The organism is Amycolatopsis sp. NBC_00348, assembly GCF_036114655.1.
Taxonomy (GTDB): domain Bacteria; phylum Actinomycetota; class Actinomycetes; order Mycobacteriales; family Pseudonocardiaceae; genus Amycolatopsis.
Genome location: NZ_CP107994.1, coordinates 824,772 through 851,346 on the forward strand (window position 1 = coordinate 824,772; position 26,575 = coordinate 851,346).

A 26,575-nucleotide genomic window follows, 5' to 3' on the forward strand; every position below is an offset into this window, starting at 1 on the left:
TCGTCGGTCAGGACCAGGCCGGTCGCCGGATCCACATCGTCCACAGTGGACGATAACCCTGCCGGTGCCAGAACACCGGGGAGAGCGGGTTCGCCGGGTGGTAGAAGAGAAAGGTACCGCGCACCTCGTACGAGAGCAGGGAGCGATGGGCCGCCGCCATCAGCGCCCGGCCGACGCCGCCGTCGCGCGCCGCGGGCGCCACCGACAGCGTGTCGACGTAGCCCCAGAGCCCCGGGAGCAGCCGGCCGTGGATGCTGTCGCCCGGCGCCGGCGAGGTCAGGGCGCAGGCGGCCATCCCGGCGGGCACACCGTCGTCCTCGGCCAGCCAGGCCAGGCCGCTGAACCGCTGCGCCCGGACGACCTCCGCGCGCAGCCGGGCCCGCGCGTCCGGCCGCGGCACCGCGGTGCCGACCAGCGACGTGTAGCGCCACTCGGCCAGCCGCAGCTCGGTGAGCGCCTCGACGTCGCCGCTGCCGGCCCGCCGGACGCGCACCCGCGCCGGGCCCGGGTCCGGCGGCGGCTCGACGGGCCGGACGGCCAGGCAGGTCGTCGGCGCGAAGCCGTGCGCCAGCAGGACGGCGGACGCCTCGTCGTCCCGGCTCGGCCAGGTCAGCATGCAGCCCGAGTCCGGCCCGCTGCCCGACCCGCGCAGCCGCTCGCGCCACGCGCCCAGCAGCGCCGCGAGACCCGCCGCGCCGGTCTCGCCCGGCACCGCGGTCAGCTCGTGGATCTCCGCCGGGCCCCACAGCGCGGGCCACGACGCCGGCGCGTGCACGGCGTGCGTCAGCAGGCCGCCCGCCTTCCGGCCGCCCACGGTCACCAGCAGCGGCTCGCTCGTCATGGGCGGGGCCGCGATCGGCGGCAGCTGCGGGTCGAGCGCGGCGAACCGCGCGTTCTGCTGGTCTTCGAGGGACGTCACGAGCGGTGCGTGCGGAAGATCGCGGTGCCCGGGAACAGCCGGCCGCGCAGCGGGCTCCACTGGCCCCACGGCCGCGTGTGCCCCGCCGGCCACTCCGGCTCGACCAGGTCGGTGAGGGTGAACCCGGCGGCGGCCAGCGCGCGCACGTAGTCGCCGAGCGTGTGGTGGTACTCGACGTAGGTGGCGGTGCCGTCGTCGTCGACCTCGACGTAGGGCGTGCGGTCGAAGTACGGCTGGGTGACGGTGAGCCCCTGCGGGCCCGGGTCGTCCGGGAAGATCCACCGCATCGGGTGCGTCACCGAGAACACCCACGGCGCGCCGGGCCGCAGCACCCGGTGGACCTCGGCGAACACCGCGTCCACCGACGCCACGAACGGGATCGCGCCGAACGCCGAGCAGGCCGCGTCGAAGCTGCCGGAGGCGAGCGGCAGGTACTCGGCGTTGGCCTGCACGAGCGGCACGGCGACGCCGGTGCGCGCGTTGCCGGCCTGCGCGTGGCGCAGCATGCCGGCGGAGAGGTCGGTCGCGACGGCGTCGGCGCCCTGGGCGCGCAGCCAGCGCGCGCACGCCGCCTGGCCGCAGCCGACCTCCAGCACGCGCTTGCCGCGGACGTCGCCGAGCAGCCGCGCCTCGTCTTCCCGCACGCCCTCCGGGCACCAGACGAAGTCGGCGTCGCCGAGGAACCCGCCGTGCTCGGCCTGGTAGTCGTCGGCGTCGGCGTCCCACCAGGCGAGGTTCGCGGCCGCGGCCTCCGGCCCGCCGACCTCGCGGTAGGCGACGGCGGTCGTGCCCAGCCGGTGCTCGGCGGCGTCGTGGCGCCCCGGCGCGGCGGGCTCGTTCGGTGGCATGATGGTGTCTCCGGTCCCGGCCGCCGGCGGCTGCCCTGCTGCCTGCTCCACCCGCGTCCTCCAGCCTGCGATTTGCCTTCGCGAGGACCTTAGCGATCGCCGGGGGACCCTGATTGTGCCGCCTAGCGACTGCCGCGTAGGATCAGTGTTAGCGCAGTGGGTTCGCGCTGCCTTCCGCTCAGCTTCGTCTCGGGCTCGGGTCGCGCACCGTTTGCGGGTCATGCCGCGGTCGTTCACTGGTGGACGTTTGCTCGCAGGGTCGTCGCATGCTCCCAACAGCCCATCGCGCCGACAACTGCCAACCCTCGATTCCCATCCACCGGAGCAACCCGCCTAATGACCATCGACACCGTCACCGCCCCGACCGCCCCGAACGCGGCCCCTCAGGTCGCCATCAACGACATCGGGTCGGAGGAAGACTTCCTTGCGGCTATCGACAAGACGATCAAGTACTTCAACGATGGCGACATCGTCGAAGGCACCATCGTCAAGGTCGACCGCGACGAGGTCCTGCTCGACATCGGCTACAAGACCGAGGGCGTCATCCCCTCGCGTGAGCTCTCCATCAAGCACGATGTCGACCCGGCTGAGGTTGTCACCGTCGGCGATGAGGTCGAAGCCCTGGTCCTCCAGAAGGAGGACAAGGAAGGCCGTCTGATCCTGTCCAAGAAGCGCGCGCAGTACGAGCGCGCCTGGGGCACGATCGAGGAGCTCAAGGAGAAGGACGAGCCCGTCAAGGGCACCGTCATCGAGGTCGTCAAGGGCGGCCTCATCCTGGACATCGGCCTGCGCGGCTTCCTGCCCGCGTCGCTGGTCGAGATGCGCCGCGTCCGCGACCTGCAGCCCTACGTGGGCCGCGAGCTCGAGGCGAAGATCATCGAGCTGGACAAGAATCGCAACAACGTGGTCCTGTCCCGTCGCGCCTACCTCGAGCAGACCCAGTCCGAGGTGCGCAGCGAGTTCCTCAACGCGCTCGCCAAGGGCCAGGTCCGCAAGGGCGTCGTGTCGTCCATCGTCAACTTCGGTGCCTTCGTGGACCTGGGTGGCGTCGACGGCCTGGTGCACGTTTCCGAGCTGTCCTGGAAGCACATCGACCACCCGTCCGAGGTCGTCGAGGTCGGCCAGGAGGTCACGGTCGAGGTCCTGGACGTCGACATGGACCGCGAGCGCGTCTCGCTGTCGCTGAAGGCGACCCAGGAAGACCCGTGGCGCCAGTTCGCCCGCACCCACGCGATCGGTCAGATCGTGCCGGGCAAGGTCACGAAGCTGGTTCCGTTCGGTGCGTTCGTGCGCGTCGAAGAGGGCATCGAGGGCCTGGTCCACATCTCCGAGCTGGCCGAGCGCCACGTGGAGATCCCGGAGCAGGTCGTCCAGGTCAACGGCGACGTCATGGTCAAGGTCATCGACATCGACCTCGAGCGCCGTCGCATCTCGCTGTCGCTGAAGCAGGCGAACGAGGGTGTCACGCCGGACACCGAGTTCGACCCGACCCAGTACGGCATGGCCGCCGAGTACGACCCCGAGGGCAACTACATCTACCCCGAGGGCTTCGACCCGGACACGCAGGAGTGGCAGGAAGGCTTCGACAAGCAGCGTGAGGAGTGGGAGCGTCAGTACGCCGAGGCCCACACTCGTTACGAGGCCCACATGAAGCAGGTCGTGAAGGCCGTCGAGGCCGACGCGGAGGCCGCCGCCGACGCGGCGACCGGCATCGAGGGTGGCGCGGAAAGCTACACCTCGTCGGGTTCGGCCCCGGCCGACACGAAGAGCAGCGGTGGCACCCTCGCCTCCGACGAGCAGCTCGCGGCTCTCCGCGAGAAGCTCTCCGGCGGTGCGTGAGCACTAGCTCTCTGAGCTGAAACCCCAGCGAACCCCGGTCCGGAAACGGCCCGGGGTTCGCTGCGTTCCAGCCCCGCCTGCCCGGCCCGGCCCGGGTTCCGGGTTTCCGCGAGTCACGCCCCGAATCACGCGAGTCACGGCCCCGATCACGCGACTTCCGGCCCCGATCACGCAGGTCACGGCCCTCGTACGCGAGTTCCGGCCTGGATCACGCGAGTCCCGGTCCTGATCACGCGAGTTCCGGCTCCGATCACGCGGGTCGCGGGTCCGGACACGCGAGCCGTCCGCCGGTTCGAGCAGTCTCGCGCCGTCCGTCGGCCCGGACCGGCCCCAGCCTCGCGCAGGCTCGCCGGCCGCGGTCGTGACGTCAGTGGTTGCGCAGGCCCAAGCCGGTCGTCATCGCCGTGACGCCGCGGCGGTAGACCTCCGCGTTCGCCTCGTCCGTCGGCGGGATGAACCACTCCGGCAGCGCCGTCCGGGAGGCGAGCATCAGCTCCGCGCCGACCAGGCCGTGCATCGTCGTCCACAGGTGGTACGCCGCCGTCCGGGCGTCGACGGCCGGGGGGCTGATCCGCTGGACCCGGTCGATGAACAGGCCGAACGTCGTGCGCACCACGGCCGAGCGCAACGCCGGGTCGGGGTCGAACCCCGGGATCGGGCGCTCGAACATCAACGCGTAGCGCGCGGGGCTTTCGCGGGCGAAGCGCCGGTACGCCATCGCCAGGTCGAGCAGGTCCGCGAAGCCGTCGGGACCTTCCGGCGGCAGCGCCTCCAGCATCTCGCGCAGCGAGTCGAACGTGCGCTCGTACAGGGCGTCGAGCAGGCCGTCGCGGCCGCCGAAGCGGGCGTACACCGAGATCGTCGACGCGCCAGCGGCCTCGGCCACGCCGCGCACCGTGAGGGCCGTGACGCCGCGGTCGAACAGCACCGACAGCGCCGCGTCGAGGTAGCGCTCGCGGTGTCCCTGTTCGACGGGGCGCATCGAGACGTGCCTGGTGGCCACGGCGCACCCCCTTCGCAGCAGCCGCGCACAACGGCGTTCGGGTTACTCACCCGCAGCAAAAGATACGATATCCGCAGCGTCTTGGGAATGCGCGGGATGTCCGGATGTGCGGCATTCCCGTCCGATGGGCACCGGTCGGGCCGCGGCGAACCCTGGCAGCGTCGGAAGCACCGACGAAAGGGCTTCCCGATGACAGACACCACCACCGTCCCTGACACCGCGCTGGCCCGCGAAGCCGCCGAGCTCGTGCGCGACACCGCCGGCCCGCTCCTGTACGACCACTCCTCGCGGGTCTACCTGTTCGGCGCGCTGCAGGGCCGGCGCCGCGGCCTCGCCTTCGACGCCGAACTGCTCTACGTCGCGGCCCTGTTCCACGACCTCGGCCTGGTCGAGCGCCACCGCACCGATCGCCGCTTCGAGCTCGACGGCGCCGACGAAGCCCGGCGCTTCCTGCTCGGCCACGGCATCGACGCGGAACGGGCCCGGATCGCCTGGACGGCCATCGCGCTGCACACCACCCCCGGCATCCCCGAGCACATGGAGCCGGAGATCGCGCTGGTCACCGCGGGGGTCGAGTACGACGTCCTCGGCATCGGCTACCACGACCTGCCCGCGCGGGACCGCGCCGCGATCGTCGCCGCGCACCCGCGGCCGGACTTCAAGCGCCGCATCCTCGCCGCGTTCACCGACGGCATCCGTGACCGGCCCGACACGGCGTTCGGGAACGTCAAAGCCGATGTGCTGGCCCGGTTCGTGCCAGGCTTCGAGCGGCAGGACTTCGTCACCACGATCTTGGACTCACCCTGGGAGGACTGAACCGGATGGAGCACCCCGAGCCCGGCACCGTCGTCGTCACCGCGACCGGCGACGGCACCTACACGCAGCAGGTCAGCACGGCGGGGCACACGCTGCTGGTCGACGAGCCGGTGTCCGTCGGCGGGGCCGACGCCGGCCCGAACCCGTACGAGCTGCTGCTCGCGTCGCTGGGGTCGTGCACCGCGATCACGCTGCGGATGTACGCCGACCGCAAGGGCATCCCGCTGGCCGCCGCGACGATCCGGCTGCGGCACGAGCGGATCCACGCCGAGGACTGCGAGAAGTGCGAGACCGAGCACGGGATGCTCAGCCGCATCACCCGCGAGATCGAGCTGGCCGGCGACCTCGACGACGACCAGCGCGCCAAGCTCATGCTGATCGCCGACAAGTGCCCGGTGCACCGGACGCTGTCGTCGGAGATCGTGATCGAGACGCGCGAAACGGGCCGCTGAGCAGAGCCTGTCAGGCGGCCTGCGCCGTGACCGGCCGCACGGTGGCGACGCCGACGGCGGGGACCCAGATGCGTTCGAGCGCGGCCGCGCGGGCCTTGCGGCGGAGCCCGGCGAAGCTGTGCTTCGCCGGGACCAGCAGGGTGCTCAGCCACGTCCGCCGGTAATCCTCCAGGGCCGTCGCCACGGAGTGGTGAACCAGGCAGTGCACCAGCCCCGGCGAGCCGAGCCGGTGCCTCCCGACGTGCTTGCTGTCCGCCATCGTTCCTCCGTGTGGGCGACCCTCGTCGCGGCGCACGGTACGCATCTGCACCGATGAAGGTGAGCAAGAAACGCGGCGTGTCCACATTTCGGTTGAGTCACGCGTCACGATCGGCTTGCGGATCACCCGTCCGTGTGTTTCGTGTTAAGCGGGCCGGACATCGCCCTTCACGCACAGGGTGCCGAACGGGATCCACGTGCTGCCCACCGCGCAGAGCGCGCGCTGCGGCGTGTGCCGGCAGGTCACCTGCACCCGGCGGACGCCGGACACGCACTGCGTCACCGCGACGCCGGCCGGCGGCGTGGCGGCCGCGACGTCCGGCACGGTCAACGCGAGCCCGCCCGCGCACAGCACGGCCGCCGCCGGCCTGCCGATGTCCGTCATCCTCATGAGCCCTCCCTCGATGACGCGAGCCGGAAGACCCGCTGCCGGGGGCGTCGGAAAACGATTACCCGCGTTACGGGCGCCAGCGGTGTGTCACGCGAATGGCCCAGACCGCTGCCGAAGTCCGCGGGCGGCCGCCGGGGGAGCTTGGCTAGGGTGATCGGCATGTTGCGTGTGGGGTTGACGGGTGGGATCGGGGCCGGCAAGTCGACCGTGGCGAACCGGCTCGCCGAACACGGCGCCGTGCTGGTGGACTCCGACAAGATCGCCCGCGAGGTGGTCGAGCCCGGCACCGAGGGGCTCGCCCGGCTCGTCGAGGAGTTCGGCCCGGAGATCCTGGCCGCCGACGGTTCGCTCGACCGGCCGGTGCTCGCCGCCAAGGCGTTCGCCGACGACGAGTCGCGCCGCCGGCTCAACGCGATCGTGCACCCGCTCGTCGGGGCCCGCACCGGCGAGCTGATGGCCGCCGCCGCGCCGGACGCGATCGTCGTGCACGACATCCCGCTGCTGGTCGAGGGCGGGCTCGCGACGGCGTACCACCTGGTCGTCGTGGTCGACGCGCCCGTCGAGGTGCGGGTCCGGCGGCTGGTGTCGGCCCGCGGGATGGCCGAGCCCGACGCTCGCGCGCGGATCCGGGCGCAGGCGAGCGACGAGCAGCGCCGCGCCGTCGCCGACGTCTGGCTGGACAACGGCGGTGCCGAGGACGCGGTGCTCGCCGACGTCGACGCGCTCTGGGCGGACCGGCTGGTGCCGTTCGAGGCGAACGTCCGCCTGCGTCGGCCGCGGCCCCCGGTGTCGCCGAAGATCGCCGGGTACGACCTCACCTGGCCGCAGCAGGCCGAGCGGGTGCTCGCCCGCGTCCGCGCCGCGAGCGGCGAGCTGGCCCGGCGCGCCGACCACATCGGGTCCACCGCCGTGCCGGACCTGCCGGCCAAGGACGTCCTCGACCTGCAGCTGACGGTGTCCACTTTGGACGACGCCGACAAGCTCGCCGAGCTGCTCGCCGACGCCGGTTTCCCGCGCCTGGCCGGGGAGTGGGTCGACGACGCCCAGGACGGCGCCGGCACCTGGCCGAAGCGGCTGCACGTCGGCGCCGACCCGAAACGGCCGGTGAACCTGCACGTCCGGTCCGTCGAGACGCCCGCGTGGCGGCTCGCGCTGCTGTTCCGCGACTTCGTGCGCGCGCACCCGGACGAGCGTGACGACTACCGCGACGTGAAGCTGCGGCTGGCCGACGAGCACGCTGCCGACGGCAACGTCGCGGCCTACGCCGACGAGAAGCAGGACTGGGTCAACGGCGCGTTCGTCCGGGCGGAGAAGTGGGCCGAGACGACCGGCTGGACGCCCTAGGACCCGAGCAGTCCGCGTTCGAACGCGACGGCGACGGCGGCCGCGCGGTCCTTCACCCCGAGCTTCGCGTAGACGTGGATCAGGTGCGTCTTGACCGTCGCCTCGCTGATGAACAGCTTCTTCGCCGTCTCCTTGTTCGACGAGCCGCGCGCGACCAGCGTCAGCACCTCGAGCTCGCGCTGCGACAACGGTTCCCGCGCGGGCCGGCGCATCCGCCCCATCAGCCGGCCGGCGACGGCGGGGGAGAGCACGGCCTGCCCGCGGGCCGCCGCCCGGACCGCGCGGAACAGCTCCTCGCGCGGCGCGTCCTTGAGCAGGTAGCCGGTTGCGCCCGCCTCGATCGCCGGCAGGACGTCCGAGTCGGTGTCGTACGTCGTGAGCACCAGGATCCGCGCCGGATTCCCCAGCCGCGCGAGCTCGCTGATCGCCGTGACGCCGTCGGTGCCCGGCATCCGCAGGTCCATCAGCACGACGGCGGGCCGCAGCCGCTCGGCCAGGGTGACGGCTTCGGCGCCGTCGGCCGCCTCGCCGAGCACCTCGAAACCCTCTTCGCCGTGGGCGGGTTCCGCGGACAGGATGCCGCGCAGGCCGTCCCGGACGATCGGGTGGTCGTCGGCGATCAGCACGGTGATCGTCATGCGGGAGCCTCCGGGAGCAGCGGGACGGCGGGCAGGGCGACGGAGATCGCGGTCCCGGCGCCGGGCTCGGACTCGACGTGAAGCGTACCGGCGAGCCGCCGCACCCGGCGGCGCATGCCCGGCAGCCCGAACCCGCCGTCCCCGGTCGCGGGCTCGAAGCCGGCGCCGTCGTCCCGGACGTCCAAGGTCACTTCGCCGTCCATGTACGACAGGGTGAGACCGACCCGGCCCGCCGCCGCGTGCTTGTCCACATTGGACAGGGCTTCCTGGGTGATCCGCAGGATCGTCGCCTCGATCTCCGGGTGCAGCCGCCGCGGGTCGCCGGTGGCGGTGCACGTCGCGGGCACGCCGGTCCGCTCGCTCCACCGCGCCGTGACGTCGGCCAGCGCGTCGGGAAGCGTTGCGCCGTCGAGGGGTTCGGGGTGCAGCGCGCGCACCGAGCGCCGCGCGGCGGTGAGGTTCTCGCGGGCGAGCGCGGTCGCCGAGTCCAGGTGCCGCTGCCACTCGGCCGGGTGCTCCTTGGCGAGCGCGGCGGCTTCCAGCTGCGTGATGATGCCGGTGAACCCCTGCGCCAGGGTGTCGTGAATCTCCTGGGCGAGCCGCTGCCGTTCGTCGAGCATCCCGGCTTCCCTGGCCTGGCTGAGCAGCTGCCGTTGCAGGCCTTCGTTCTCCGCGTGCGCGGCGGCCAGCTCGTCCAGGGTGCGGCGGCGCTGCTCGTTCTGCCGGGCGACGGCCGTCGACAGTCCACCGCGACCTTCTCGTCGTACCGCTTGTGGAGGTGCTCGACCTGGATGACCGGCGGCGGGGGCCGGCGAATCGTCGGGACGGCCGGGATCGGGTCCTCCACCGGAGGACCCCGCGTCCACCGGATGGTGGACCCGCCGGCCCCTAGGGGTGCCGCCGCCAGGTCAACGTGACGTCCTTCGTGGCGAGCCAGGCGGCCAGGTCGTAGCCGTGCGAGGCCAGGCCCTCGATCGCCGCGTAGGTGGTCTCCAGCGCGGCCTCGGCCTCGTCGGCCGTGACGAGGCCCGCGGTGCGGGCTTCCAGCAGCTCGTCGGTGTCGATGGTGCGCAGGGAGAGCTTGTCCTTCAGCACGATGTCGACGTAGAGGTCGGTGGCGATCCAGCGGGGGCCGTCGCGGTTCACGCGGACGACGTCCAGGTAGAAGTCCTGGTCGCGTTCGTGGCCGGGGGAGAACCAGAAGTCGGTGACGCGCAGGCCGAGCTCCGGCAGCAGCCACGACTCGAGGTAGTGGAACTGGGCACGGCCCGGCGCCGGGCGGGCGAGGTACAGGCCGAACGGTTCCTCGCGGAACTCCTCGACCTCCCGGCTGATGCCCTTCGGGTCGATGTTCGTGCGCGCGGCCGGGTCGAAGATTTCGACCTTGGGCGGGTGCAGTCCCGTCATGGCCCCATCCTGCCCGCAACCGAGCGGAACCCGGTCACGAATCGCGAACGGCGGCGGTGCGAGCCACACGTTCGGGCTAAAGTGCGCCGACGACCGGGGGAACCGAGGGGACTGGGGATGTTCGGGATCATCAGGCCGTGCCGGCACCGGCTGTCCGGTTCGTTGCACGCCGACTGGGTCGCGCACCTGTGCGGGCTCTGCCTCACGCTGCGCGACGAGCACGGCCAGCTCGCGCGCGTCGTCACCAACTACGACGGGCTGATCATCTCGGTCCTCGTCGAGGCCCAGACGCCGCGCGCGGACGGCCGGCGCGACGCGGGTCCGTGCCCGCTGCGCGGCATGCGCTCGGCGTCGGTGGCCCGCGGCGAAGGCGCCCAGCTGGCCGCGGCGGTGTCGCTGGTGCTGGCCGCGGCGAAGGTCGGCGACCACGTCGAGGACCGCGACGGCGCGTTCGGCAGGCGGCCGGTGGCGGCGGCCGCCCGCCGCGTCGCGTCCCGCTGGGCGAAGCAGGGCAGCCGCACGGGCGGCCGCGTCGGGTTCGACACGACGGTGCTGACCGAGGCCGTCGACCGCCAGGGCGAGCTGGAACGGGCGATGCGCCCGGGCGACTCGGCGCTGCTGGCGACCGAGCCCGCGGAACTGGCCACGTCGGCGGCGTTCGCCCGCACGGCGGAGCTGGCCGGACGGCCGGGCAACGTGGCGCCCCTGGTCGAGGCGGGCCGCCTGTTCGGCCGCGCGGCGCACCTGCTGGACGCGGTCGAGGACCAGGCGGCGGACGCGGCGGCGGGAGCGTGGAACCCGTTGCTGGCCACGGGAACGGATCTAGTGGAGGCCCGCCGGCTGTGCGACGACGCGGTGCTGGGGGTCGAGCTGGCACTGCGGGAGGCGGAGTTCGCCCAACCGGCGCTGGTGCACGCACTGCTGGTGCACGAGCTGAGGCAAGCGGTCCGCCGCGCCTTCGGTCACGGCTCGGCGCACGACCACGACCGCGGCTTCCGGCAGCCCGCGGACGGTGGAGATTCGTCCGGTCCCGGTGGGCGGGGCCTACTGCTCACCGACGGCCACGACCTCCGGCCGGGCGGTGCCGCCGGGCAGCAACCGCCGCCGGGGTGGATCGGGCCGGGGCCGCGTCCTCAGCAGCATCCGCACCAGCCGCCGGGGCAGCAGCCGCCGCCTGGAGGTCCGCAGTGGGGCGGCGGTCCGAGCGGTCCCGGCCGGCCGGGAAACCCGGGTGGCCCGGGTTGGTCCGGAAACCCCGGCGGCCCAGGTGGTCCTGCCGGACCCGGCGGTCCCTGGGGTCCGGGCGGACCCGGAGGCCCAGGCGGTCCGGGAGGTCCCGGCGGACCCAACGGCCCGGGCGGACCCGGTGGTCCGGGAGGCCCCGGCGGCCCGGGTGGACCTGGCGGCCCCGGCGGCCCCGGCGGGCCGGATGGTCCCGACGGCCCGGAACCCGAGCCCCTCGACGGCAAGGGCGGTGGCCTCTGGGTCCCGAAGTTCGTCGTGCCCCCGAAGAAGCGCAACTTCTTCTTCGGCTGCGCCGTAGCCTCCTACATGTGCTGTACCTGCCAGTTCTGCTGCCGGGATCCCTATCCCGGGCCGTGGAGCGGGAAACCGTCGGCGACCGGCGGCTGCGACTGCGATTGTGACTGCTGCGACTGCTGTTCCTGTTGTGACTGCAACTGCTGAGGGGAACCGTGATGACCGAGCCGATGGACCAGCTGCACGACCGCGGCCGCGCCACCTTCGCGGGGCTGGTCGAGGGCGGCGAAGCCCGGCTCGACGCCCTGTTCGCCACCGTCCCGGCGCTCGGTGAGCTGGCCGTCGGCACGGTCTACGGCCACCTCCACGAGCGCCCGGCCCTCGACGCCCGCACGCGCGAAGCCGCCACCCTCGCCGCCACCCTCGCCGCGGCGGGGATGGTCGGGCCGCCGCTGAGCGTGCACCTCCGCACCGGCCTGGCGTCCGGGCTGTCGTCGGCCGAGGTGGGCGAGATCGTGGTCCAGACGGCCGCGTTCGCCGGCTTCCCCCGCGCGGTTTCCGCGGCCGACCAGCTGAACCGGCTCTTCGAAGGCCACGGCCTGCCGATCCCGCCACCGGCGTCGGCCCGCGAGGTCGTCCTGGGGTACCTGGAAGCGCCGGGCGCCGAGGTCGCCGAGGTGCTCGCGGAGTTCCCGCGCACCGAGGTCCAGGCGACCGGGCCCGACCGGGTGCTGGTCTCGTGCTTCGGCCCCGGGCCCGCGCCGGGCGCTGTCGTGCACTGCGTGGTGGCCGGCGGTGAAGTGGCCTTCGCGACGGTGTTCCGACCCTGCTGACCAGGGCCGACGGAAATTGTCGGTGCCGAGGCTTACTCTGGTCGACGTGGCTTTCGCAACCGAACACCCCGTGCTGGCGCAGTCCGACTTCCGGCCCGTCTCGGAGATCCCCCGGGAAGGCGGCCGGTTCGAGGTCGTCAGCGACTACCAGCCCGCCGGTGACCAGCCGGCGGCCATCGACGAGCTCGAACGGCGCGTCAACGCCGGCGAGAAGGACGTCGTGCTCCTGGGCGCCACCGGTACCGGCAAGTCGGCGACGACAGCTTGGCTGATCGAGCGCGTGCAACGGCCGGCACTGGTGATGGCGCCGAACAAGACCCTCGCCGCGCAGCTGGCGAACGAGCTGCGCGAGCTGTTCCCGCACAACGCGGTCGAGTACTTCGTCAGCTACTACGACTACTACCAGCCCGAGGCGTACATCGCGCAGACGGACACCTACATCGAGAAGGACTCGTCGATCAACGACGACGTCGAGCGGCTGCGGCACTCGGCGACGATGAACCTGCTGTCCCGGCGTGACGTCATCGTGGTCGCGAGTGTGTCCTGCATCTACGGCCTGGGCACGCCGCAGTCCTACCTCGACCGGTCCTCGAAGCTGAAGATCGGCGAGCGGCTCGACCGGGACGTCTTCCTGCGCGCGCTGGTCGACGTGCAGTACACGCGCAACGACATCGCGTTCGCGCGCGGCACGTTCCGCGCGCGCGGCGACACGGTCGAGATCATCCCGGCGTACGAGGAGCTCGCGATCCGCGTCGAGTTCTTCGGCGACGAGATCGAGAAGCTGTACTACCTGCACCCGCTGACCGGCGACATCGTCAAGGAGGTCGACGAGGTCCGGATCTTCCCGGCGACGCACTACGTCGCGGGCCCGGAACGCATGGAGAAGGCGATCAAGAGCATCGAGCAGGAGCTCGAGGATCGCCTGGCGGAGCTGGAGAAGCAGGGCAAGCTGCTGGAAGCGCAGCGGCTGCGGATGCGCACGTCCTACGACATCGAGATGATGCGGCAGGTCGGTTTCTGCTCCGGCATCGAGAACTACTCGCGGCACATCGACGGCCGCGGCGCGGGCACCGCGCCGGCGACGCTGATCGACTACTTCCCGGAAGACTTCCTGCTGGTCATCGACGAGTCGCACCAGACCGTCCCGCAGATCGGCGGGATGTACGAGGGCGACATGTCCCGCAAGCGCAACCTGGTCGAATACGGCTTCCGGCTGCCGAGCGCCGTCGACAACCGGCCGCTGACCTGGGAGGAGTTCTCCGACCGGATCGGGCAGACGGTGTACCTGTCGGCGACGCCGGGGCCGTTCGAGATGGGCCAGGCGGGCGGCGAGTTCGTCGAGCAGGTGATCCGGCCGACCGGCCTGGTCGACCCGAAGGTGGTCGTGAAGCCCACCGAGGGCCAGATCGACGACCTGGTGCACGAGATCCGGGAGCGCGCGGAGAAGGACGAGCGCGTCCTGGTCACCACGCTGACGAAGAAGATGTCCGAGGACCTCACGGACTACCTGCTGGAGCTGGGCATCCGGGTGCGGTACCTGCACTCCGAGGTGGACACGCTGCGCCGGGTGGAGCTGCTGCGGCAGCTGCGGGCGGGCGACTTCGACGTGCTGGTCGGCATCAACCTGCTGCGCGAGGGCCTCGACCTGCCGGAGGTGTCGCTGGTGGCGATCCTCGACGCGGACAAGGAAGGCTTCCTGCGCAGCGGGACGTCGCTGATCCAGACGATCGGCCGCGCGGCGCGCAACGTGTCGGGCGAAGTGCACATGTACGCCGACAAGATCACCGACTCGATGCGGCACGCGATCGACGAGACCGACCGCCGCCGTGAGAAGCAGGTCGCCTACAACGTGGAGCGCGGGGTCGACCCGCAGCCGCTGCGGAAGAAGATCGCCGACATCCTCGACCGGGTCTACAGCGAGGCGGAGGACACCGAGCAGGTCTCGGTCGGCGGCTCGGGCCGCAACTCCTCGCGCGGCAAGAAGCCGGAACAGGGCGACCGGGTGCGCAGCTCCGGGATGCTGGTGGACAAGGACGTCTCGGCGATGCCGCGGGCCCAGCTCGCGGACCTGATCCAGCAGATGACCGACCAGATGATGCAGGCGGCCCGCGACCTGCAGTTCGAGCTGGCGGCCCGCCTGCGCGACGAAGTCCAGGACCTGAAGAAGGAGCTGCGCGGAATGGACGCGGCCGGCATCAAGTAGCCGGACGCGATACCAGCAGGGTGGCGGTTGTCGCGTGGGCCGAACAGTGATCGCCCGATCGAGTATTACACCCCGATTGGTACGCTTACACCATGGCGATGAACATCAAAGACCCGGAGGCCGAGCGTTTGGCCGCCGAGGTCGCCGCACTGACGGGTGACACCAAGACCGGTGCCGTCCGCGAAGCCCTGCGCCTGCGCCGTGACCAGCTCATGGCGCAGGACAACACCGAACTGCGGCTGAAGCGGATGCGGCGAGTACTGGAAGAGGAGATCTGGCCGTTGATCCCGCCTGAGGAGCTCGGGAAGCCGATCCCGAAGGACGAGTGGGAAGAGATTCTCGGGTTCGGGCCGGGTGGCGTGTGATCATCGACAGCTCGGCCATTGTGGCGATCCTGCGCCGGGAACCGGACCACGAACGACTCGAGGAGCGCCTCGCGGAGGCGGACTCGGCCAGGATCGGCGCGCCCACTCTCGTCGAGGTCGGCATCGTGCTCACCACGAGGCTCGGCGCGCGGGGCCAGCTGGTGCTCGCCAGGTTCCTCCAGGACAACCACATCGCGACCGCGCCCTTCACCGATGAACACGCGGAGGTGGCGATCGAAGCGTTCAAGCAGTACGGGAAGGGACACCACCCGGCCAAGCTGGACATGGGCGACTGCTACAGCTATGCCACCGCCAAGATCGCCCGGGAACCGTTGCTCTGCATCGGCGACGACTTCCCGCAGACCGATCTCGAGCTGGTGAAGCTCGGGTCGTGAACATCGAAGCCGTGGTCGCGTACTGCCTGGGGTTGCCGGGTGCCGAGGAGACCTATCCGTTCGGTGACCACGTGCTCGTCGCGAAGGTCGGCGGCAAGGGGTTCGCCTTCATCGGCCAGGAAGAGCCCGGCAGTGTCGCCGTCAAGTGCGGGGCCACGCGGGAAGAAGCGGCCGAACTGCGTGAGCGCCACCCCGAGGCCGTGACCGTGATGGACTACCTCGGCCGGTACGGCTGGAACCGCGTCCGGCTCGGTGCCGGGGTGTCCGACGCCGAGCTGGAAGAACTCCTCGACGCCTCCTACGAGGCCATCGTGAAGAAGCTGCCCCGCGCCAAGCGGCCCTGACTCAGTCCGGCACCGGCGCGTTCTCGTCCGCCTGCAGCATCCCGAAGATGTTGCCCTCGGTGTCCTTGCAGTACGCCAGCCACCCGACACCCGGGACGGGCTGCTTCGCGAGCGCCAGCGTCCCGCCCGCCCGCGCCACTTCGCCGAGGGTGTGGTCGACGTCGGCGACGTCGATCGTGTTGACGAAACCGTGCACCGGCCCCGAATCCGCGGGTGCCGGACCCTGCCGCGGCACCAGGCCGCCGTCGATGCCCTCGCCGTCGCCGGTGGAGATCATCCAGTACGGGACCTCGCCCCAGCGTTCGAACTTCCAGCCGAACACCGCGGTGTAGAACGCCACCGCACGCTCGGGATCGGCCGCGTGGATCTCGAAGTGGATCGGACGAGGCATGCTCGCCTCCTCAGGCCGGGTCGGCAGGTGACGGGAGACTACGCCTGCCGGCCCGGTTTCGGGAGGTCAGAGCCGTGGGTGCCCCGACAGGGTGAGATCGGCGTCGAACTCCGGGAAGCCGGCCGGCGCGCTCCGGGCGCTCTGCGCGGACGCGGCCGGGGGCAGCCCGGCCCAGCGCCGGACCGTCGCGGTCGCCGCGGCGGCGTCGGCCGCGGGCAGCTGGGCGATCCTCGAGCCGTGGTTGCCGCCCGGGACGTAGTAGCGGTACGAGTCCCGGCTGCCGAAGCCGAGCTCGAACGGCTCGGCGCCCCACGGGTCGTTCGAGCCGTAGACGAACAGCAGCCGCGTGCCGCGCGACTTCACCCAGAAGTCGACGTCCGGCATGGCCAGGTAGTCGAACCGCGGCAGACGGACCGAGCTCGGCACGAACGTCTTCGGCTGGTCGGCGCCCGGGTAGCGCAGCAGGTCGCGCAGGTAGCCGTCGTACGCCTCGGGCGCGCCGAGCTGGACCGCGGCCTGGTAGTAGTACGGGATGTAGGGCGAGAGGTCCTGGTCGGAGTAGGTGTTGAGGCTCTCCACCCGCTCGTACCAGGCGTAGACGTCGGCCGCGGGCGCGCCGGGCTTCGGCACCGTCGCGCAGTCCGCCTGCGTCTGGTACTGCCAGAACGCGAAGTACGAGTCGATCACCGAAATCTCGAGGGACTTGTCGGCCGAGCCGACGATCGAGAACGTCAGCCCCCGCTTCGCCGCGTCCACCGCGGCGATCGCGCCGAGCTCGTCACGCCGCTTCAGCGCGTCGCGCTGGATGGCCTTGAGCGCGTCGCGGCAGCCGGGATCGTTGCCGACGCGCGAGAGGAACTTGTTGTAGACGTCGATCGGGTCGATGACGTCGTTGGGCGCGACGTAGGGGACCGTGCCGTCGACGTCGTCGGGGAAGAAGCGCCGGAAGTACGTCGCGGTCATGCCGCCCTTGCTGCCGCCGGTGGCCAGCCACTTGCCCGGGTAGATCGCCTTGAACGCCTGCACGGCGCTGTGCTCGTCGGCGGCGGCCTGCCAGATCGTCAGCTGCTGCGCCCAGTTCTCCGGCTGCGGCCGTGACGGCGTGAAGTAGCGGTACTCCATCGAAAGCTGGTTGCCGTTGACGATCTGCGTCGGCTCCGACCGGTTCGGCGCGGTGCTGACGTTGTAGCCGCTGGTGAAGGCGACCGTCGGGGCGGCGAAGTCGCGGTGCAGCAGGGTGAACCGCTGCTGGAACGTGCCTGCGCCGGGGTGGCGGTGGTCGGCGGGCTGGGTGAAGGTCAGCTCGAAGAACCGGAACCCCGCCGGCGCCGGGTCCTCCTTGACGATCGTCAGGCCGGGGATGCCCCGCAGGGCCGCTTCGATGTCGGTCGCCGCGCCGGCCGACGGCGCGAGGCCCGTCAGCGCGGCCAGTGCCAGCACGGCCGCCGAACAGGCGGTGAACAGTCTGCGCATGAAGCACCTTCCCCGGCTTCGGACCACTGCGTGGGACCCTCACAGAACCGGCCGGGGTGGGCAATCGGCTGACCGGGCGCACCCTTCGCCGGAAACCGACTTTCGGCGGGTACCGCGGCTCCCGGGTGGCGTCCTCGCCGCTGCGCAGTCGCGCGCATTGTGCAAGTTGTCCGGGTGATCGGCGCCACGTTACCGTCCGGATCCAGAAGGCACCGGCATCGAGCGAGGGGTCCGCCATGAAGGTTTCCGACTGCCCGACCACCCAGGTCGAGGTCCGCATCGAGGCGTCGCCGGCCGAGGTCTGGCACTGGCTGCTGGACGTCGACCTGCCGGCCCGCTTCTCCACCGAGTTCCAGGGCGGCGGCTGGGTCGAAGGCAGCGCGCCCGGCCTCGGCGCCCAGTTCCGCGGCCGCAACTCCCACCCCGTCGCGGGGGAGTGGGAGACGGTCTCGACCATCACCGGCTTCGAGCCCGGCCGGCTGTTCGCGTGGGCCGTGATGGACGTGGCCGACCCGGCCGCGTCGTGGAAGTTCCAGCTGGTCCCGGACGGCGAGGGCACCATCCTGCGCCAGTGGGCGCAGATCGGCCCGGGCCCGTCCAACCTGACGACCATCATCGGCTCGATGCCGGAGCACGAAGAAGAGATCGTCGCGATGCGCCTGGGCGAGCTGCACGACAACATGCAGCGGACGGTCGAAGGCATCAAGTCCCTCGCCGAGTCCGGCGTCCGCGCGGTTTAGGCGCGGCCGGAGCGAGTCACGCTCGCGGTCTTCGCGCCCAGGCGGCCCCTGACGGCACGGGCGGCCCGCCCGAGTACAACCCCGGTACGAGGGCGACCCGCCCGCACCGTCAGGAACCACCTGGATCACGAAGCACATCGAGCAGACTCACTCCGGCCGCGCCTGGCCGCCCAGCACCTTGTCCACATAGGACTTGACGGCGCCGAGCGCCTCGGGCGCCCGCCACATCCGCTCGATCCGCGGGTCGTCGGCGTGGCGGTACTCCGCGATCCGCTCGTGGTAGGGCTGCCGGATCTGGGCTTTGGTGTGCGCGAACGGCTCGGCGGGCAGGTCGCCGAGCCGGGCCGCGATGGCGACGGCCCGCTCGAGGACCTCCTCCGGCGGCGCGAGTTCGTCGGCCAGGCCGCGGGTGAGCGCGTCCTCGCCGCCGACGGTCGCGCCCGAGTAGGTCAGCGACGGCAGTGGTGTCGTGCCGTACGCGCAGCGCAGGATCTCCAGCGCGGCGAGCGGGAACGGCAGCCCGACGAGCAGTTCGGTGACGCCGATCCGGCCGGGTCCGGTGGTGAGCACGCGGTGGTCGCACGCCGCGGCGAGGACCGCGCCGCCGGCGATCGCGTGGCCGTTGAGCGCCGCGACGACCGGACGCGGGAAGCCGAACACCGCCAGCAGCGCGTCCGACAGCAGCGGCAGGAACTCGGACACGTACGCGGCGCCGCCGTCGCTGATGCGCCGGAGGTCGGCGCCGGCGGAGAAGATGCCGCCGGTGCCGGTCAGCACCACCGCGCGGGCCGCGCCGGCTTCCTCCAGCCGCAGCACGAGGTCCCGGCAGGAATCGGTGTCGAGGGTGTTGCCCTTGCCGTGGTCGATCCGGAGCACGGCGACGTCGGACTGGGTCTCCACGGTGATCGGCACAGCGCGACCGTACCGCGCCGGGACGACCCCGGCCGAGCGGAAACCGCCCGGCCGGGCCGCCTCAGCTGGTGATGTCCTTCGTGGCGAACCGGCGGCCCGCGTAGAGGAAGAACACCGCGCCGTAGATCGTCGCCGACAGCAGGCCGCTGGCCAGGTTCGTCCAGTCGACGTCGGTGGAGATCAGGTCCATCCAGGAGAACCCGTAGTGCGTCGGCAGGTAGTTGCGCAGGCCTTCCAGCGCCGTGATCTGGTCGAGGATCTGCGACAGGATCGCCACCAGCACCGCGCCGCCGACCGCGCCGAGCGGGGCGTCGGTCGTCACGCTCAGTGCGAGCGCGAGCCCGGCCACCCAGGCCAGCTGCAGGATGATGTACACAGTGGACAGTGCGATGGCGAGCAGGCTGTCGCCGAAGGACACCGCGTCGCCGGTCGGGCTGATCGCGTCGCCCGCGCCGTACCAGATGACGCCGACGACGAGCGAGACCAGCGGCAGCAGGATCAGCGCCGCCGCCGACAGCAGCCCGGACACGATCGCCTTCTGGCGCAGCACCCGGTGCCGCGGCACCGGGATCGCCAGCAGGTACTTCAGGCTCGACCACGACGCCTCGCTCGCGATGGTGTCGCCGAAGAACAGCGCGACGATCATCGGCAGCAGGAACGTGCCCGACACGAACAGCGCCAGCACCACGAAGTTCGGCGCGCTGGCCGTGGCCAGGTCCACGAACCCGCCGCTGCGCCGGTTCGGGTTCGACTGCCCCGCCTCGAACGCGATCACCAGGATGAACGGCAGGATCGCGACGAACCCGAGCAGCAGCTGCGTCCGCCGCCGCTTGAGCTGACGCCGGAGTTCGACGCCGAGCCCGAGCGTCCGCCGCGCGGAGTAGCCCGCGACGGCGCCGTCCGGCCCGACCCCGGCGTGTTCGCTCGAGGCGAGGTCGCTCAGCTCGTCCAGCGCGTGCGGGTCCGTGTGGACCCCTGAGTTCGAGCTGTTCACGACTGGTCTCCCACCAGTTGCAGGAACGCGTCTTCCAGCCGGCGCCGCGGCCCGGCCTGCTCCACGGCGACCCCGGCGCGGACCAGGGCCGCGACCGCTTCGGCACGCGGCAGCCCGTCGAGGTCGGCGTGCACGAGATCGCCTTCGACGTCGACCGTGCTGACCCCGGCGATCGCCTTCAGCGCCGCGGCGGCCGCGGCCGGGTCGTCGACCCGGAACGTCGCCTCGCCGCCGGCCGCGGCCAGCTCGCCGACCTCGCCCGAGGCGACCAGCGCGCCGCGGTGCATGACCACGACGTGCGTGCAGGTCTGCTCGACCTCGGCCAGCAGGTGGCTGGACACCACCACGGTGCGCCCGGTCGCGGCGTAGCGCTGCAGCACCTCGCGCATCTGGTGGATCTGGGGCGGGTCGAGCCCGTTGGTCGGCTCGTCGAGCACCATCAGCTCCGGCAGGCCGAGCATCGCCTGGGCGATCGCCAGCCGCTGCCGCATGCCCTGGCTGTAGGTCCGCACCCGGCGGTCGACCGCGCTGCCGAGCCCGGCGATCTCCAGCGCCTCGCCGAAGTGCGCCTTCTCCGCCGGCCGCCCGGTGCTCGCCCAGTACAGCCGGAGGTTCTCGCGGCCGGACAGGTGCGGCAGGAAGCCGGACCCCTCGACGAACGAGCCGATGCGCGAGAGCACCGGCGCGCCGGCGGTGATCTTGTGGCCGAACACGCGGATGCTGCCTTCGGTCGGCGTGATCAGGCCCATCAGCATCCGCAGCGTGGTGGTCTTGCCCGCGCCGTTCGGCCCGAGCAGGCCCAGCACCTGGCCCGGTTCGACGCGGAACGACAGGTCGTTCACGGCGACGAACCCGCCCGCGTACGTCTTGCGCAGGCCCTCGATGACCAGCGGCGTGGTGGCCAGCTCCGGGTCGACGTCGGTCGCCCGGCGCCGGCGCAGGGCCGCGAACAGCACCGCGGCGAGGGCGATCGCCAGGGTGACGGCGATGCCGACGATCTGCCCGACCGGGGCCGGGGTGCCGACCGACGTCCCGGGCACGACCGGCAGGGCCAGCGCGGCGCCGCCGCCGGCGAGCGCGACGCGGAACACCGCGGGCGCGGCCGGCGCGGCGAACGCCTGGTCGGTGGTGCCGACGACCAGCCGCAGCGAGTGCCCGCCCTCGATCGGCCGGACGATGCCCGGCAGCGTCACGGTGACCTCGACCGGGTTGCCGTTGGCGGGCAGCCCGCTCACCCGGAACGGGGCGATCGCGTTCGCCGGCAGCACCCGCGAGCCGTCCTGGCCGACGTCGTAGAGCTTCGCGAACAGCACGGCTTCCGGCTGCGGTTGCGCCGGGTCCGCGGCGACCTGCAGCCGCACGGTGGCGGCGCCGCTGACGACGACCTGCCCGTCGACCGGCGCGGTGGTGAACTGCGCGGCCTGGCCGGGCGGGTCGTTGCTGAACAGCGCGCCGAGCCGCGACGTGCTGCTCGCGAGGCCGTTGAGCCCGGGGATCCCGCTCACCGCCGCGGGGTTCGCCCCGGCCGGGCGCACGACCGGCTGGACCGGGCCGGACATCGGCAGCAGCCGCCGCTCGGTGGCCGGGCCGGTCAGGCCGGGGTAGGCGGCGGCGTTGACCGTGCGCACCGACGGCGTTCCGTTGGCGCGCAACGTGCCCTGGACGTCGTAGCTGAACCCGGTGCCGGGGTCGCCGCCGGTGACGGCGGTCCAGAGGAAGTCGCCGATCTTCCCGCGCAGCTGCGGCCCGGGCTTGCCGCCGTCGTGGCCGCCGGTGTACCAGACGGTCTTGACCTTGCCGCCCGCCGCGGTGATCTGCCGGGCGGTCGCGTCGGCCTGGTCGAGGCCGAACAGGGTGTCGCTCTCGCCCTGCACCAGCATCGTCGGCACGGTGATCTTGCTCGTCACGGACACCGGGGAGACGCGGCGCAGCAGGTCGAGGCTCGCCTGGCTGGACGCGCCGGTGGTGCCCAGCTCGGTGTAGGCCTTGCAGACGGCGGCGGTGAACCGGCCGCACGGGTCGGCCGACCCGGCGCGCGGCCCGCCCCCGCCCGAAGGCGCGGCCGGGACGGCGGCTGCGGCCCCGGCGGCGCCGGTAGACCCGGTGTCGGTCGCCTGCCCGGCTTCGGGCGCGTCGGCCGACGGCGCACCGCTCGAGGCGGGACCGGAGCCGGCGGAGAAGAAGATGCCGGCCCAGCTCTTCTTGAACACGCCGTCGGTCGCGAACGCCCCGGCGGCCGGGGTGCCCGCCGCCGGTGCCTTCGGGGCGGCCGCGTTCGGGACGAGGGCCTGCCCGAGGTCGTTGTAGGTGATCACCGGCGCGATCGCGTCGACGCGCTTGTCCGTGCCGGCCAGCAGCAGCGACAGCGCACCGCCGTAGGACGCGCCGGTGACGGCGATCTTCGGGTCGCCGCTGCTGTCCGTGGTCACCTGGTGCTGCGCGACGAGCCGGTCGATCAGCCGGCTCGCGTCGGCGACTTCGCCGTCCGGGTCGTTCAGCCCGATCTTGCCGGTGCTCTTGCCGAACCCGCGCGCGGACCACGTCATCACGACGAAGCCCTTCCGGGCGAGTTCGCGGGCGTCGTCGGCGACGCTGGTCTTGTCGCCGCCGAAGCCGTGCGCGAGCAGCACCGCGGGCGCGGGCACGGTGGCGGGCAGGTAGGTGGTCGTGTCGATCTTGACCTGGTCGGCCGAACCCGGCGCGGCGGGCATGTCGATCAGCGCGTCCTGGGTGGGCACCGCGGGCGGGGCCGTGTCGCGCGTCGCCCAGAGGACGGTCGCGGCGGCCAGGACCACCACGACGGCGCCGAGCGCGGTGAGGCGGCCGCGGCGGGAGCGCGGGAGCGGGAGTCGGGGCACGGGGTGACCGTATGTGAAGTTTCCTGAGAGTGCCCTCCGCAACTCACGTCGATCACACGCTGATCACACGCTCGGGACCACCTGGTGGACCGAAGTGACCGGAATTACAGGACCAACCTGGTGACGTGCGCGATTCCGGCTGGCGCTCGGGCGGGGAGAACCGGCAAACTGGACGCGCTGTGAGGGGAGTATTCCTTCGCGGCGGTGTCGTCAGCACGGTGGCCATGCGCCCCCGGCACCGTCGGCCGGTGTTCGCACCGGCGGAAGAGACCTCCGGTTAGTTGCTCATGCGCGCTATCCGGAGGTTCTGGTTCCATGACTGTCCCCCTGTGGCTGTGGATCGCCACGATCGGTGGCCTGCTCGCGCTCATCGCGCTCGACCTGGTCATCGTCGATCACAAGCCGCACGCGGTCACCACGGGTGAAGCCGCGCGCTGGGTGGTCTTCTACGTGTCCTGCGCGGTGCTCTTCGGCGCCGGCGTGTGGTTCTTCGCCGGGCACGACCCGGGTGTCGAGTTCTTCACCGGGTACATCACCGAGTACTCGCTGAGCGTCGACAACCTGTTCATCTTCATGATCATCATGGCGTCGTTCAAGGTGCCCGCCATCCACCAGCACCGCGTGCTGCTGGTCGGGATCCTGCTGGCGCTGGCGATGCGCAGTGTGTTCATCGCCGTCGGCGCGGCGTTGATCGAGCAGTTCGTCTGGGTGTTCTTCCTCTTCGGCGCGATCCTGGTCTGGACCGCGATCAGCATGCTGCGCGGCAAGGGCGAGGACGAGGAGTACCACGAGAACGCCGTCACCCGGCAGGTCCGCAAGATCGCCCCGGTCACCGACGACTACCACGACCACAAGTACACCGTGAAGATCAACGGCAAGCGGATGATCACGCCGATGCTGCTGGTGATCGTGGCCATCGGCTCCGCGGACCTGCTGTTCGCCGTCGACTCGATCCCGGCGATCTTCGGCATCACGCAGGAGGCGTTCCTCGTCTTCACCGCCAACGCGTTCGCGCTGATGGGCCTGCGGCAGCTGTACTTCCTGCTCGGCGGCCTGGTGACGAAGCTCGTCTACCTGACCTACGGCCTCGCCGTGATCCTCGCGTTCATCGGCGCGAAGCTGTTCCTGCACGCGCTGCACGAGTACCACGTGGTGCCGGACTGGCTGGACATCAACAACTGGATCTCCCTCGGCGTGATCATCGTCGTCCTCACCGTCACGACGGTGACGAGCCTCGCGAAGGCGCGGCGCGACGAGCGCAAACAGGTGACCGCGTGACGACCGACGAAAGTCGTTCGCACCGCTAAGGGATTCGGGTACCGTCGGACGGGTGCGCCCTGCCGACATCGAAAGCCTCGTCGTCCCCGGCCGTCCCGCCCTGCGCGGAGACCTGCTGCTGACCGCCGTCCAGAACCCCGACCTGAAGACGAACGCCGCGCACAGCGCGCTGCGGCGCGTGTCGTTCGACGGCGGCGAGTCCGCGTGGACGCACGGTCCGCGTGACTCTGCGCCGTCGATCTCCCCGGACGGGCGCTGGGTGGCGTTCCTGCGCGCCGGGGAGGGCGAGGGGGCCGACGGGCGCCCGCAGCTGCACCTGATGCCGGCCGACGGCGGTGACGCGCGGCGCCTCACGTCGTTGCACCTCGGCGCCGGCGAGCCGGTGTGGGCCCCGGACTCCCGGCGCGTCGCCTTCGTCGCGCGGGTGCCCGAGGCCGGGCGCTACGGAACCGAAGACGCCGACGGCGAGACGCCGGAGCCGGCGGCCGAGGCCCCGCGCCGGATCACGCGCATGGACTACCGGATCGACGACATCGGCTTCCTCCGCGACCGCGTGCAACGCCTGTTCGCCGTCGACGCCGTGGCGGCGTTCGAAGCGGGCGACGAGCCGGCCCTGGAACCGCTGACGTCGGGCGAGTTCGAACCGGCCCAGCCGGTGTGGACGCCGGACGGCAGCCGGATCGTCTTCACCGCGGCGCCGGACTGGGACGCGGCCGAGAGCGACGTGCGCGACATCTGCGCGATCTCCGCCGAGGGCGGCGAACCCGAGGTCCTCGTGCGCGGCGAGGGGTACTCGGAGCGCCCGGTGTTCGGCCCCGGCGGCACGTTGTTCTACTTCGGACAGTCCTTCGAGGACCACCGCGAAGCCGCGGCGACGGGGCTTTACGCCGCGACGCCGGCGTTCGGCGCCGGACCGGTGGAGGCGCGCCGGCTCACCGACATCGAGACGGTCGACTGCGAGGCATCCGCCGGGCCGCCGGCGCCGCGCGAGGGCGACGTGCTCGTGGCCGTCCGCAACCGCGGCGCGGTGGAGCTGCGCGCGGTCCCGCTCGACGCCGTCGACGCGCCGCTGGCGGACCTGACCGTGGTCTACGCGGACCGCTCCGCGGTCCGGTCGTTCACTGTGGACGGTCCGGTGATCGCGGCGGTCGTCGCCACCCTGGAGACCTCGGGTGACCTCGTGGTGCTCGGCGCGGTCGCCCCGCGGGTGCTGACCGACTACTCGAAGCCGTTGCGGGACAAGGGACTCCGCCCGGTTCTCGAGCTGGAGACCACCGCGCCGGACGGCTACCCGGTGCACGGCTGGCTGGTGCTGCCCGAAGGCGAGGGCCCGCACCCGGTGCTGCGCGTGGTGCACGGCGGCCCGTTCGCCCAGCAGGACTGGGCGGTGTTCGACGAGGCGCAGGTGTTCGCGTCCGCCGGGTACGCCGTGGTGCTCGGCAACCCGCGTGGTTCGGCGGGCTACGGCCAGCAGCACGGCCACGCGATCACCCACGCCTTCGGCACGGTCGACGCCGACGACGTCCTGGCCCTGCTCGACAAGGCGCTGGAGCGCCCGGACCTGGACGCCTCGCGCGTCGGGATCATGGGCGGCTCGTACGGCGGGTTCATGACGAGCTGGCTGGCTTCCCACCACGGCGAGCGGTTCCGCGCGGCGTGGAGCGAGCGCGCGGTCAACGCGTGGGACTCGATGGCCGGCAGCTCCGACATCGGCTACACGTTCGTCGACTCCTACATCGGCGCCGACCCCGAGGTGCAGCGCGACCGCAGCCCGCTCAGCTACGCGGACAAGATCCGTATCCCGTTCGCGGTGGTGCACTCGGAGGAGGACTGGCGCTGCCCGCTGGAGCAGGCGCAGCGGATGTTCGTCGCGCTGCGGCGCGCCGGCGCGGACGCGGAGTTCCTGCTGTTCCCCGGCGAAGGCCACGAGCTGTCCCGCTCCGGCCGGCCGCGTCACCGCGTCCAGCGGTTCGACGCGATCCTCGAGTGGTGGGCGCGGCACCTGTAACCGCACCGGTCTTGTCCCGGCCCCGGCCGCCTGCGAATCTTCGTACCCATGACGCTGCCCGAGGTGGACTTCGAGCTGGAGACCTGGCGCATGGTGCTGTTTCGCAAGGGACCCCGCGCCGACGAGATCTCCGAGGAGATGGCTCGTGAACTGCGGGCCCGCCACCTCGCGGCCGCCCGGCAGCAGCAGGCGGCCGGGTCGCTGCGGCTCGCGGGCGCGATCCCGGAGCCGTCGGCCGCGCTGCCGGTGACCGGGGTGGCGTTCTTCCGGACGTCGGAGGCGGAGACGCGCGCGATCCTCGACGCCGACCCGGCCGAGCAGGCCGGGCTGATCGCGTCGGAGATCGTCGGGTTCGTCTGCCCGCGGGGCACGCTCGGCTGAGCGGGC

26 protein-coding genes and 1 pseudogene are annotated in these 26,575 nt (G+C 72.2%); 14 read left to right on the top strand and 13 right to left on the bottom strand.

The window, feature by feature from the left end:
* Positions 1 to 7 precede the first annotated feature (7 nt).
* Positions 8 to 919: a GNAT family N-acetyltransferase gene (locus OHS58_RS04015; protein WP_328647177.1), complete on the bottom strand. Its 912-nt coding sequence runs from the start codon at positions 917 to 919 to the stop codon at positions 8 to 10.
* Positions 916 to 1,767, bottom strand: a complete 852-nt coding sequence (locus OHS58_RS04020; RefSeq protein ID WP_247054195.1) for a class I SAM-dependent methyltransferase — start codon at positions 1,765 to 1,767, stop codon at positions 916 to 918. Before OHS58_RS04020 ends, OHS58_RS04015 begins: the two co-directional genes overlap by 4 nt.
* Before the next feature lie 336 nt (positions 1,768 to 2,103).
* Between OHS58_RS04020 and rpsA the strand changes: the two genes are divergently transcribed.
* Positions 2,104 to 3,606, top strand: a complete 1,503-nt coding sequence (rpsA, locus tag OHS58_RS04025; protein ID WP_328647178.1) for a 30S ribosomal protein S1 — start codon at positions 2,104 to 2,106, stop codon at positions 3,604 to 3,606.
* 367 nt (positions 3,607 to 3,973) lie between these two features.
* On the opposite strand, the gene OHS58_RS04030 is transcribed toward rpsA, so the two are convergent.
* The gene (locus OHS58_RS04030) at positions 3,974 to 4,588 is read right to left on the bottom strand and encodes a TetR/AcrR family transcriptional regulator (protein ID WP_326951590.1); all 615 of its coding nucleotides are present in this window, start codon (positions 4,586 to 4,588) and stop codon (positions 3,974 to 3,976) included.
* Positions 4,589 to 4,798: 210 nt separating this feature from the next.
* Here OHS58_RS04030 and OHS58_RS04035 point away from each other — a divergent pair, with 210 nt between their 5' ends.
* Together OHS58_RS04035 and OHS58_RS04040 are read left to right on the top strand one after the other, a co-directional pair.
* Positions 4,799 to 5,425: an HD domain-containing protein gene (locus OHS58_RS04035; RefSeq protein WP_328647179.1), complete on the top strand. Its 627-nt coding sequence runs from the start codon at positions 4,799 to 4,801 to the stop codon at positions 5,423 to 5,425.
* A gap of 5 nt (positions 5,426 to 5,430) precedes the next feature.
* Positions 5,431 to 5,877, top strand: coding sequence for an OsmC family protein (locus tag OHS58_RS04040; protein ID WP_326952008.1), 447 nt, complete (start codon positions 5,431 to 5,433; stop codon positions 5,875 to 5,877).
* Positions 5,878 to 5,887: 10 nt separating this feature from the next.
* Here OHS58_RS04040 and OHS58_RS04045 read toward each other — a convergent pair whose 3' ends face one another.
* Together OHS58_RS04045 and OHS58_RS04050 are read right to left on the bottom strand one after the other, a co-directional pair.
* On the bottom strand, positions 5,888 to 6,136 hold the full coding sequence (locus OHS58_RS04045; RefSeq protein ID WP_247054187.1) for a hypothetical protein: 249 nt from the start codon (positions 6,134 to 6,136) through the stop codon (positions 5,888 to 5,890).
* Positions 6,137 to 6,280: 144 nt separating this feature from the next.
* On the bottom strand, positions 6,281 to 6,526 hold the full coding sequence (locus tag OHS58_RS04050; RefSeq protein ID WP_328647180.1) for a hypothetical protein: 246 nt from the start codon (positions 6,524 to 6,526) through the stop codon (positions 6,281 to 6,283).
* A 159-nt stretch (positions 6,527 to 6,685) separates the two neighbouring features.
* Here OHS58_RS04050 and coaE point away from each other — a divergent pair, with 159 nt between their 5' ends.
* The gene (coaE, locus tag OHS58_RS04055) at positions 6,686 to 7,870 is read left to right on the top strand and encodes a dephospho-CoA kinase (RefSeq protein WP_328647181.1); all 1,185 of its coding nucleotides are present in this window, start codon (positions 6,686 to 6,688) and stop codon (positions 7,868 to 7,870) included.
* On the opposite strand, the gene OHS58_RS04060 is transcribed toward coaE, so the two are convergent.
* The 3 genes and pseudogenes from OHS58_RS04060 to OHS58_RS04070 form a co-directional block, all read right to left on the bottom strand.
* The gene (locus OHS58_RS04060; protein ID WP_247054180.1) at positions 7,867 to 8,508 is read right to left on the bottom strand and encodes a response regulator; all 642 of its coding nucleotides are present in this window, start codon (positions 8,506 to 8,508) and stop codon (positions 7,867 to 7,869) included. The two genes, coaE and OHS58_RS04060, sit on opposite strands and share 4 nt — an antisense overlap.
* Positions 8,505 to 9,263 (bottom strand): annotated as a pseudogene (locus OHS58_RS04065) (sensor histidine kinase); the annotation flags it as partial. The gene OHS58_RS04060 and the pseudogene OHS58_RS04065, both read right to left, overlap by 4 nt.
* A gap of 133 nt (positions 9,264 to 9,396) precedes the next feature.
* On the bottom strand, positions 9,397 to 9,915 hold the full coding sequence (locus OHS58_RS04070; protein WP_326951236.1) for a DUF402 domain-containing protein: 519 nt from the start codon (positions 9,913 to 9,915) through the stop codon (positions 9,397 to 9,399).
* A 117-nt stretch (positions 9,916 to 10,032) separates the two neighbouring features.
* Here OHS58_RS04070 and OHS58_RS04075 point away from each other — a divergent pair, with 117 nt between their 5' ends.
* From OHS58_RS04075 to OHS58_RS04100, 6 genes are all read left to right on the top strand, one after another.
* Positions 10,033 to 11,601, top strand: a complete 1,569-nt coding sequence (locus OHS58_RS04075) for a DUF5685 family protein (RefSeq protein ID WP_328647182.1) — start codon at positions 10,033 to 10,035, stop codon at positions 11,599 to 11,601.
* Between the two features lie 11 nt (positions 11,602 to 11,612).
* Entirely contained in the window at positions 11,613 to 12,227 is a 615-nt protein-coding gene (locus tag OHS58_RS04080) for a carboxymuconolactone decarboxylase family protein (protein ID WP_328647183.1), read from the top strand.
* Positions 12,228 to 12,273: 46 nt separating this feature from the next.
* The gene (gene uvrB, locus OHS58_RS04085) at positions 12,274 to 14,430 is read left to right on the top strand and encodes an excinuclease ABC subunit UvrB (RefSeq protein WP_326951233.1); all 2,157 of its coding nucleotides are present in this window, start codon (positions 12,274 to 12,276) and stop codon (positions 14,428 to 14,430) included.
* A 92-nt stretch (positions 14,431 to 14,522) separates the two neighbouring features.
* The gene (locus OHS58_RS04090; protein ID WP_328647184.1) at positions 14,523 to 14,795 is read left to right on the top strand and encodes a type II toxin-antitoxin system VapB family antitoxin; all 273 of its coding nucleotides are present in this window, start codon (positions 14,523 to 14,525) and stop codon (positions 14,793 to 14,795) included.
* Complete coding sequence (locus OHS58_RS04095) at positions 14,792 to 15,190, top strand: type II toxin-antitoxin system VapC family toxin (RefSeq protein ID WP_328647185.1); 399 nt, start codon at positions 14,792 to 14,794, stop codon at positions 15,188 to 15,190. Before OHS58_RS04090 ends, OHS58_RS04095 begins: the two co-directional genes overlap by 4 nt.
* Positions 15,187 to 15,534 (top strand): MmcQ/YjbR family DNA-binding protein, encoded by a 348-nt coding sequence (locus OHS58_RS04100; protein ID WP_326951230.1) that lies wholly within the window; start codon positions 15,187 to 15,189, stop codon positions 15,532 to 15,534. Before OHS58_RS04095 ends, OHS58_RS04100 begins: the two co-directional genes overlap by 4 nt.
* A 1-nt stretch (position 15,535) precedes the next feature.
* Here the strand turns inward: OHS58_RS04100 and OHS58_RS04105 are convergent, their stop codons facing one another.
* Both OHS58_RS04105 and OHS58_RS04110 read right to left on the bottom strand, forming a co-directional pair.
* Positions 15,536 to 15,925 (bottom strand): VOC family protein, encoded by a 390-nt coding sequence (locus OHS58_RS04105; RefSeq protein ID WP_328647186.1) that lies wholly within the window; start codon positions 15,923 to 15,925, stop codon positions 15,536 to 15,538.
* A 66-nt stretch (positions 15,926 to 15,991) separates the two neighbouring features.
* Positions 15,992 to 17,398, bottom strand: a complete 1,407-nt coding sequence (locus OHS58_RS04110) for a S28 family serine protease (RefSeq protein WP_328647187.1) — start codon at positions 17,396 to 17,398, stop codon at positions 15,992 to 15,994.
* A gap of 236 nt (positions 17,399 to 17,634) precedes the next feature.
* Between OHS58_RS04110 and OHS58_RS04115 the strand changes: the two genes are divergently transcribed.
* Positions 17,635 to 18,138, top strand: coding sequence for an SRPBCC family protein (locus tag OHS58_RS04115; RefSeq protein ID WP_328647188.1), 504 nt, complete (start codon positions 17,635 to 17,637; stop codon positions 18,136 to 18,138).
* Between the two features lie 147 nt (positions 18,139 to 18,285).
* Here the strand turns inward: OHS58_RS04115 and OHS58_RS04120 are convergent, their stop codons facing one another.
* From OHS58_RS04120 to OHS58_RS04130, 3 genes are all read right to left on the bottom strand, one after another.
* On the bottom strand, positions 18,286 to 19,050 hold the full coding sequence (locus OHS58_RS04120; RefSeq protein ID WP_328647189.1) for an enoyl-CoA hydratase/isomerase family protein: 765 nt from the start codon (positions 19,048 to 19,050) through the stop codon (positions 18,286 to 18,288).
* A gap of 61 nt (positions 19,051 to 19,111) precedes the next feature.
* Entirely contained in the window at positions 19,112 to 20,044 is a 933-nt protein-coding gene (locus OHS58_RS04125) for an ABC transporter permease (protein WP_328647190.1), read from the bottom strand.
* Positions 20,041 to 22,902, bottom strand: a complete 2,862-nt coding sequence (locus OHS58_RS04130) for an alpha/beta fold hydrolase (RefSeq protein ID WP_328647191.1) — start codon at positions 22,900 to 22,902, stop codon at positions 20,041 to 20,043. The genes OHS58_RS04125 and OHS58_RS04130 overlap by 4 nt, the downstream gene beginning before the upstream one ends.
* A gap of 315 nt (positions 22,903 to 23,217) precedes the next feature.
* Between OHS58_RS04130 and OHS58_RS04135 the strand changes: the two genes are divergently transcribed.
* Genes OHS58_RS04135 through OHS58_RS04145 form a run of 3 tightly spaced genes read left to right on the top strand, consistent with a single transcriptional unit; the run spans position 23,218 to position 26,569 of the window.
* A complete protein-coding gene (locus OHS58_RS04135) occupies positions 23,218 to 24,180 on the top strand; it encodes a TerC family protein (protein ID WP_326951225.1) in 963 nt (320 codons plus the stop codon).
* Positions 24,181 to 24,232: 52 nt separating this feature from the next.
* Positions 24,233 to 26,188 carry a S9 family peptidase gene (locus OHS58_RS04140; protein ID WP_328647192.1) on the top strand — a complete coding sequence of 652 codons (1,956 nt, stop codon included), beginning with the start codon at positions 24,233 to 24,235 and terminating at the stop codon, positions 26,186 to 26,188.
* Positions 26,189 to 26,236: 48 nt separating this feature from the next.
* Complete coding sequence (locus tag OHS58_RS04145) at positions 26,237 to 26,569, top strand: hypothetical protein (protein ID WP_247054140.1); 333 nt, start codon at positions 26,237 to 26,239, stop codon at positions 26,567 to 26,569.
* Positions 26,570 to 26,575 lie beyond the last annotated feature (6 nt).

Coding starts and splice junctions, on each gene's coding strand:
- OHS58_RS04020 (WP_247054195.1), bottom strand. CDS start 1,767: ATGCCACCGAACGAGCCCGCCGCGCCGGGGCGCCACGACGCCGCCGAG.
- rpsA (WP_328647178.1), top strand. CDS start 2,104: ATGACCATCGACACCGTCACCGCCCCGACCGCCCCGAACGCGGCCCCT.
- OHS58_RS04030 (WP_326951590.1), bottom strand. CDS start 4,588: ATGCGCCCCGTCGAACAGGGACACCGCGAGCGCTACCTCGACGCGGCG.
- OHS58_RS04035 (WP_328647179.1), top strand. CDS start 4,799: ATGACAGACACCACCACCGTCCCTGACACCGCGCTGGCCCGCGAAGCC.
- OHS58_RS04040 (WP_326952008.1), top strand. CDS start 5,431: ATGGAGCACCCCGAGCCCGGCACCGTCGTCGTCACCGCGACCGGCGAC.
- OHS58_RS04045 (WP_247054187.1), bottom strand. CDS start 6,136: ATGGCGGACAGCAAGCACGTCGGGAGGCACCGGCTCGGCTCGCCGGGG.
- OHS58_RS04050 (WP_328647180.1), bottom strand. CDS start 6,526: ATGAGGATGACGGACATCGGCAGGCCGGCGGCGGCCGTGCTGTGCGCG.
- coaE (WP_328647181.1), top strand. CDS start 6,686: ATGTTGCGTGTGGGGTTGACGGGTGGGATCGGGGCCGGCAAGTCGACC.
- OHS58_RS04060 (WP_247054180.1), bottom strand. CDS start 8,508: ATGACGATCACCGTGCTGATCGCCGACGACCACCCGATCGTCCGGGAC.
- OHS58_RS04070 (WP_326951236.1), bottom strand. CDS start 9,915: ATGACGGGACTGCACCCGCCCAAGGTCGAAATCTTCGACCCGGCCGCG.
- OHS58_RS04075 (WP_328647182.1), top strand. CDS start 10,033: ATGTTCGGGATCATCAGGCCGTGCCGGCACCGGCTGTCCGGTTCGTTG.
- OHS58_RS04080 (WP_328647183.1), top strand. CDS start 11,613: ATGACCGAGCCGATGGACCAGCTGCACGACCGCGGCCGCGCCACCTTC.
- OHS58_RS04090 (WP_328647184.1), top strand. CDS start 14,523: ATGGCGATGAACATCAAAGACCCGGAGGCCGAGCGTTTGGCCGCCGAG.
- OHS58_RS04105 (WP_328647186.1), bottom strand. CDS start 15,925: ATGCCTCGTCCGATCCACTTCGAGATCCACGCGGCCGATCCCGAGCGT.
- OHS58_RS04110 (WP_328647187.1), bottom strand. CDS start 17,398: ATGCGCAGACTGTTCACCGCCTGTTCGGCGGCCGTGCTGGCACTGGCC.
- OHS58_RS04115 (WP_328647188.1), top strand. CDS start 17,635: ATGAAGGTTTCCGACTGCCCGACCACCCAGGTCGAGGTCCGCATCGAG.
- OHS58_RS04135 (WP_326951225.1), top strand. CDS start 23,218: ATGACTGTCCCCCTGTGGCTGTGGATCGCCACGATCGGTGGCCTGCTC.
- OHS58_RS04145 (WP_247054140.1), top strand. CDS start 26,237: ATGACGCTGCCCGAGGTGGACTTCGAGCTGGAGACCTGGCGCATGGTG.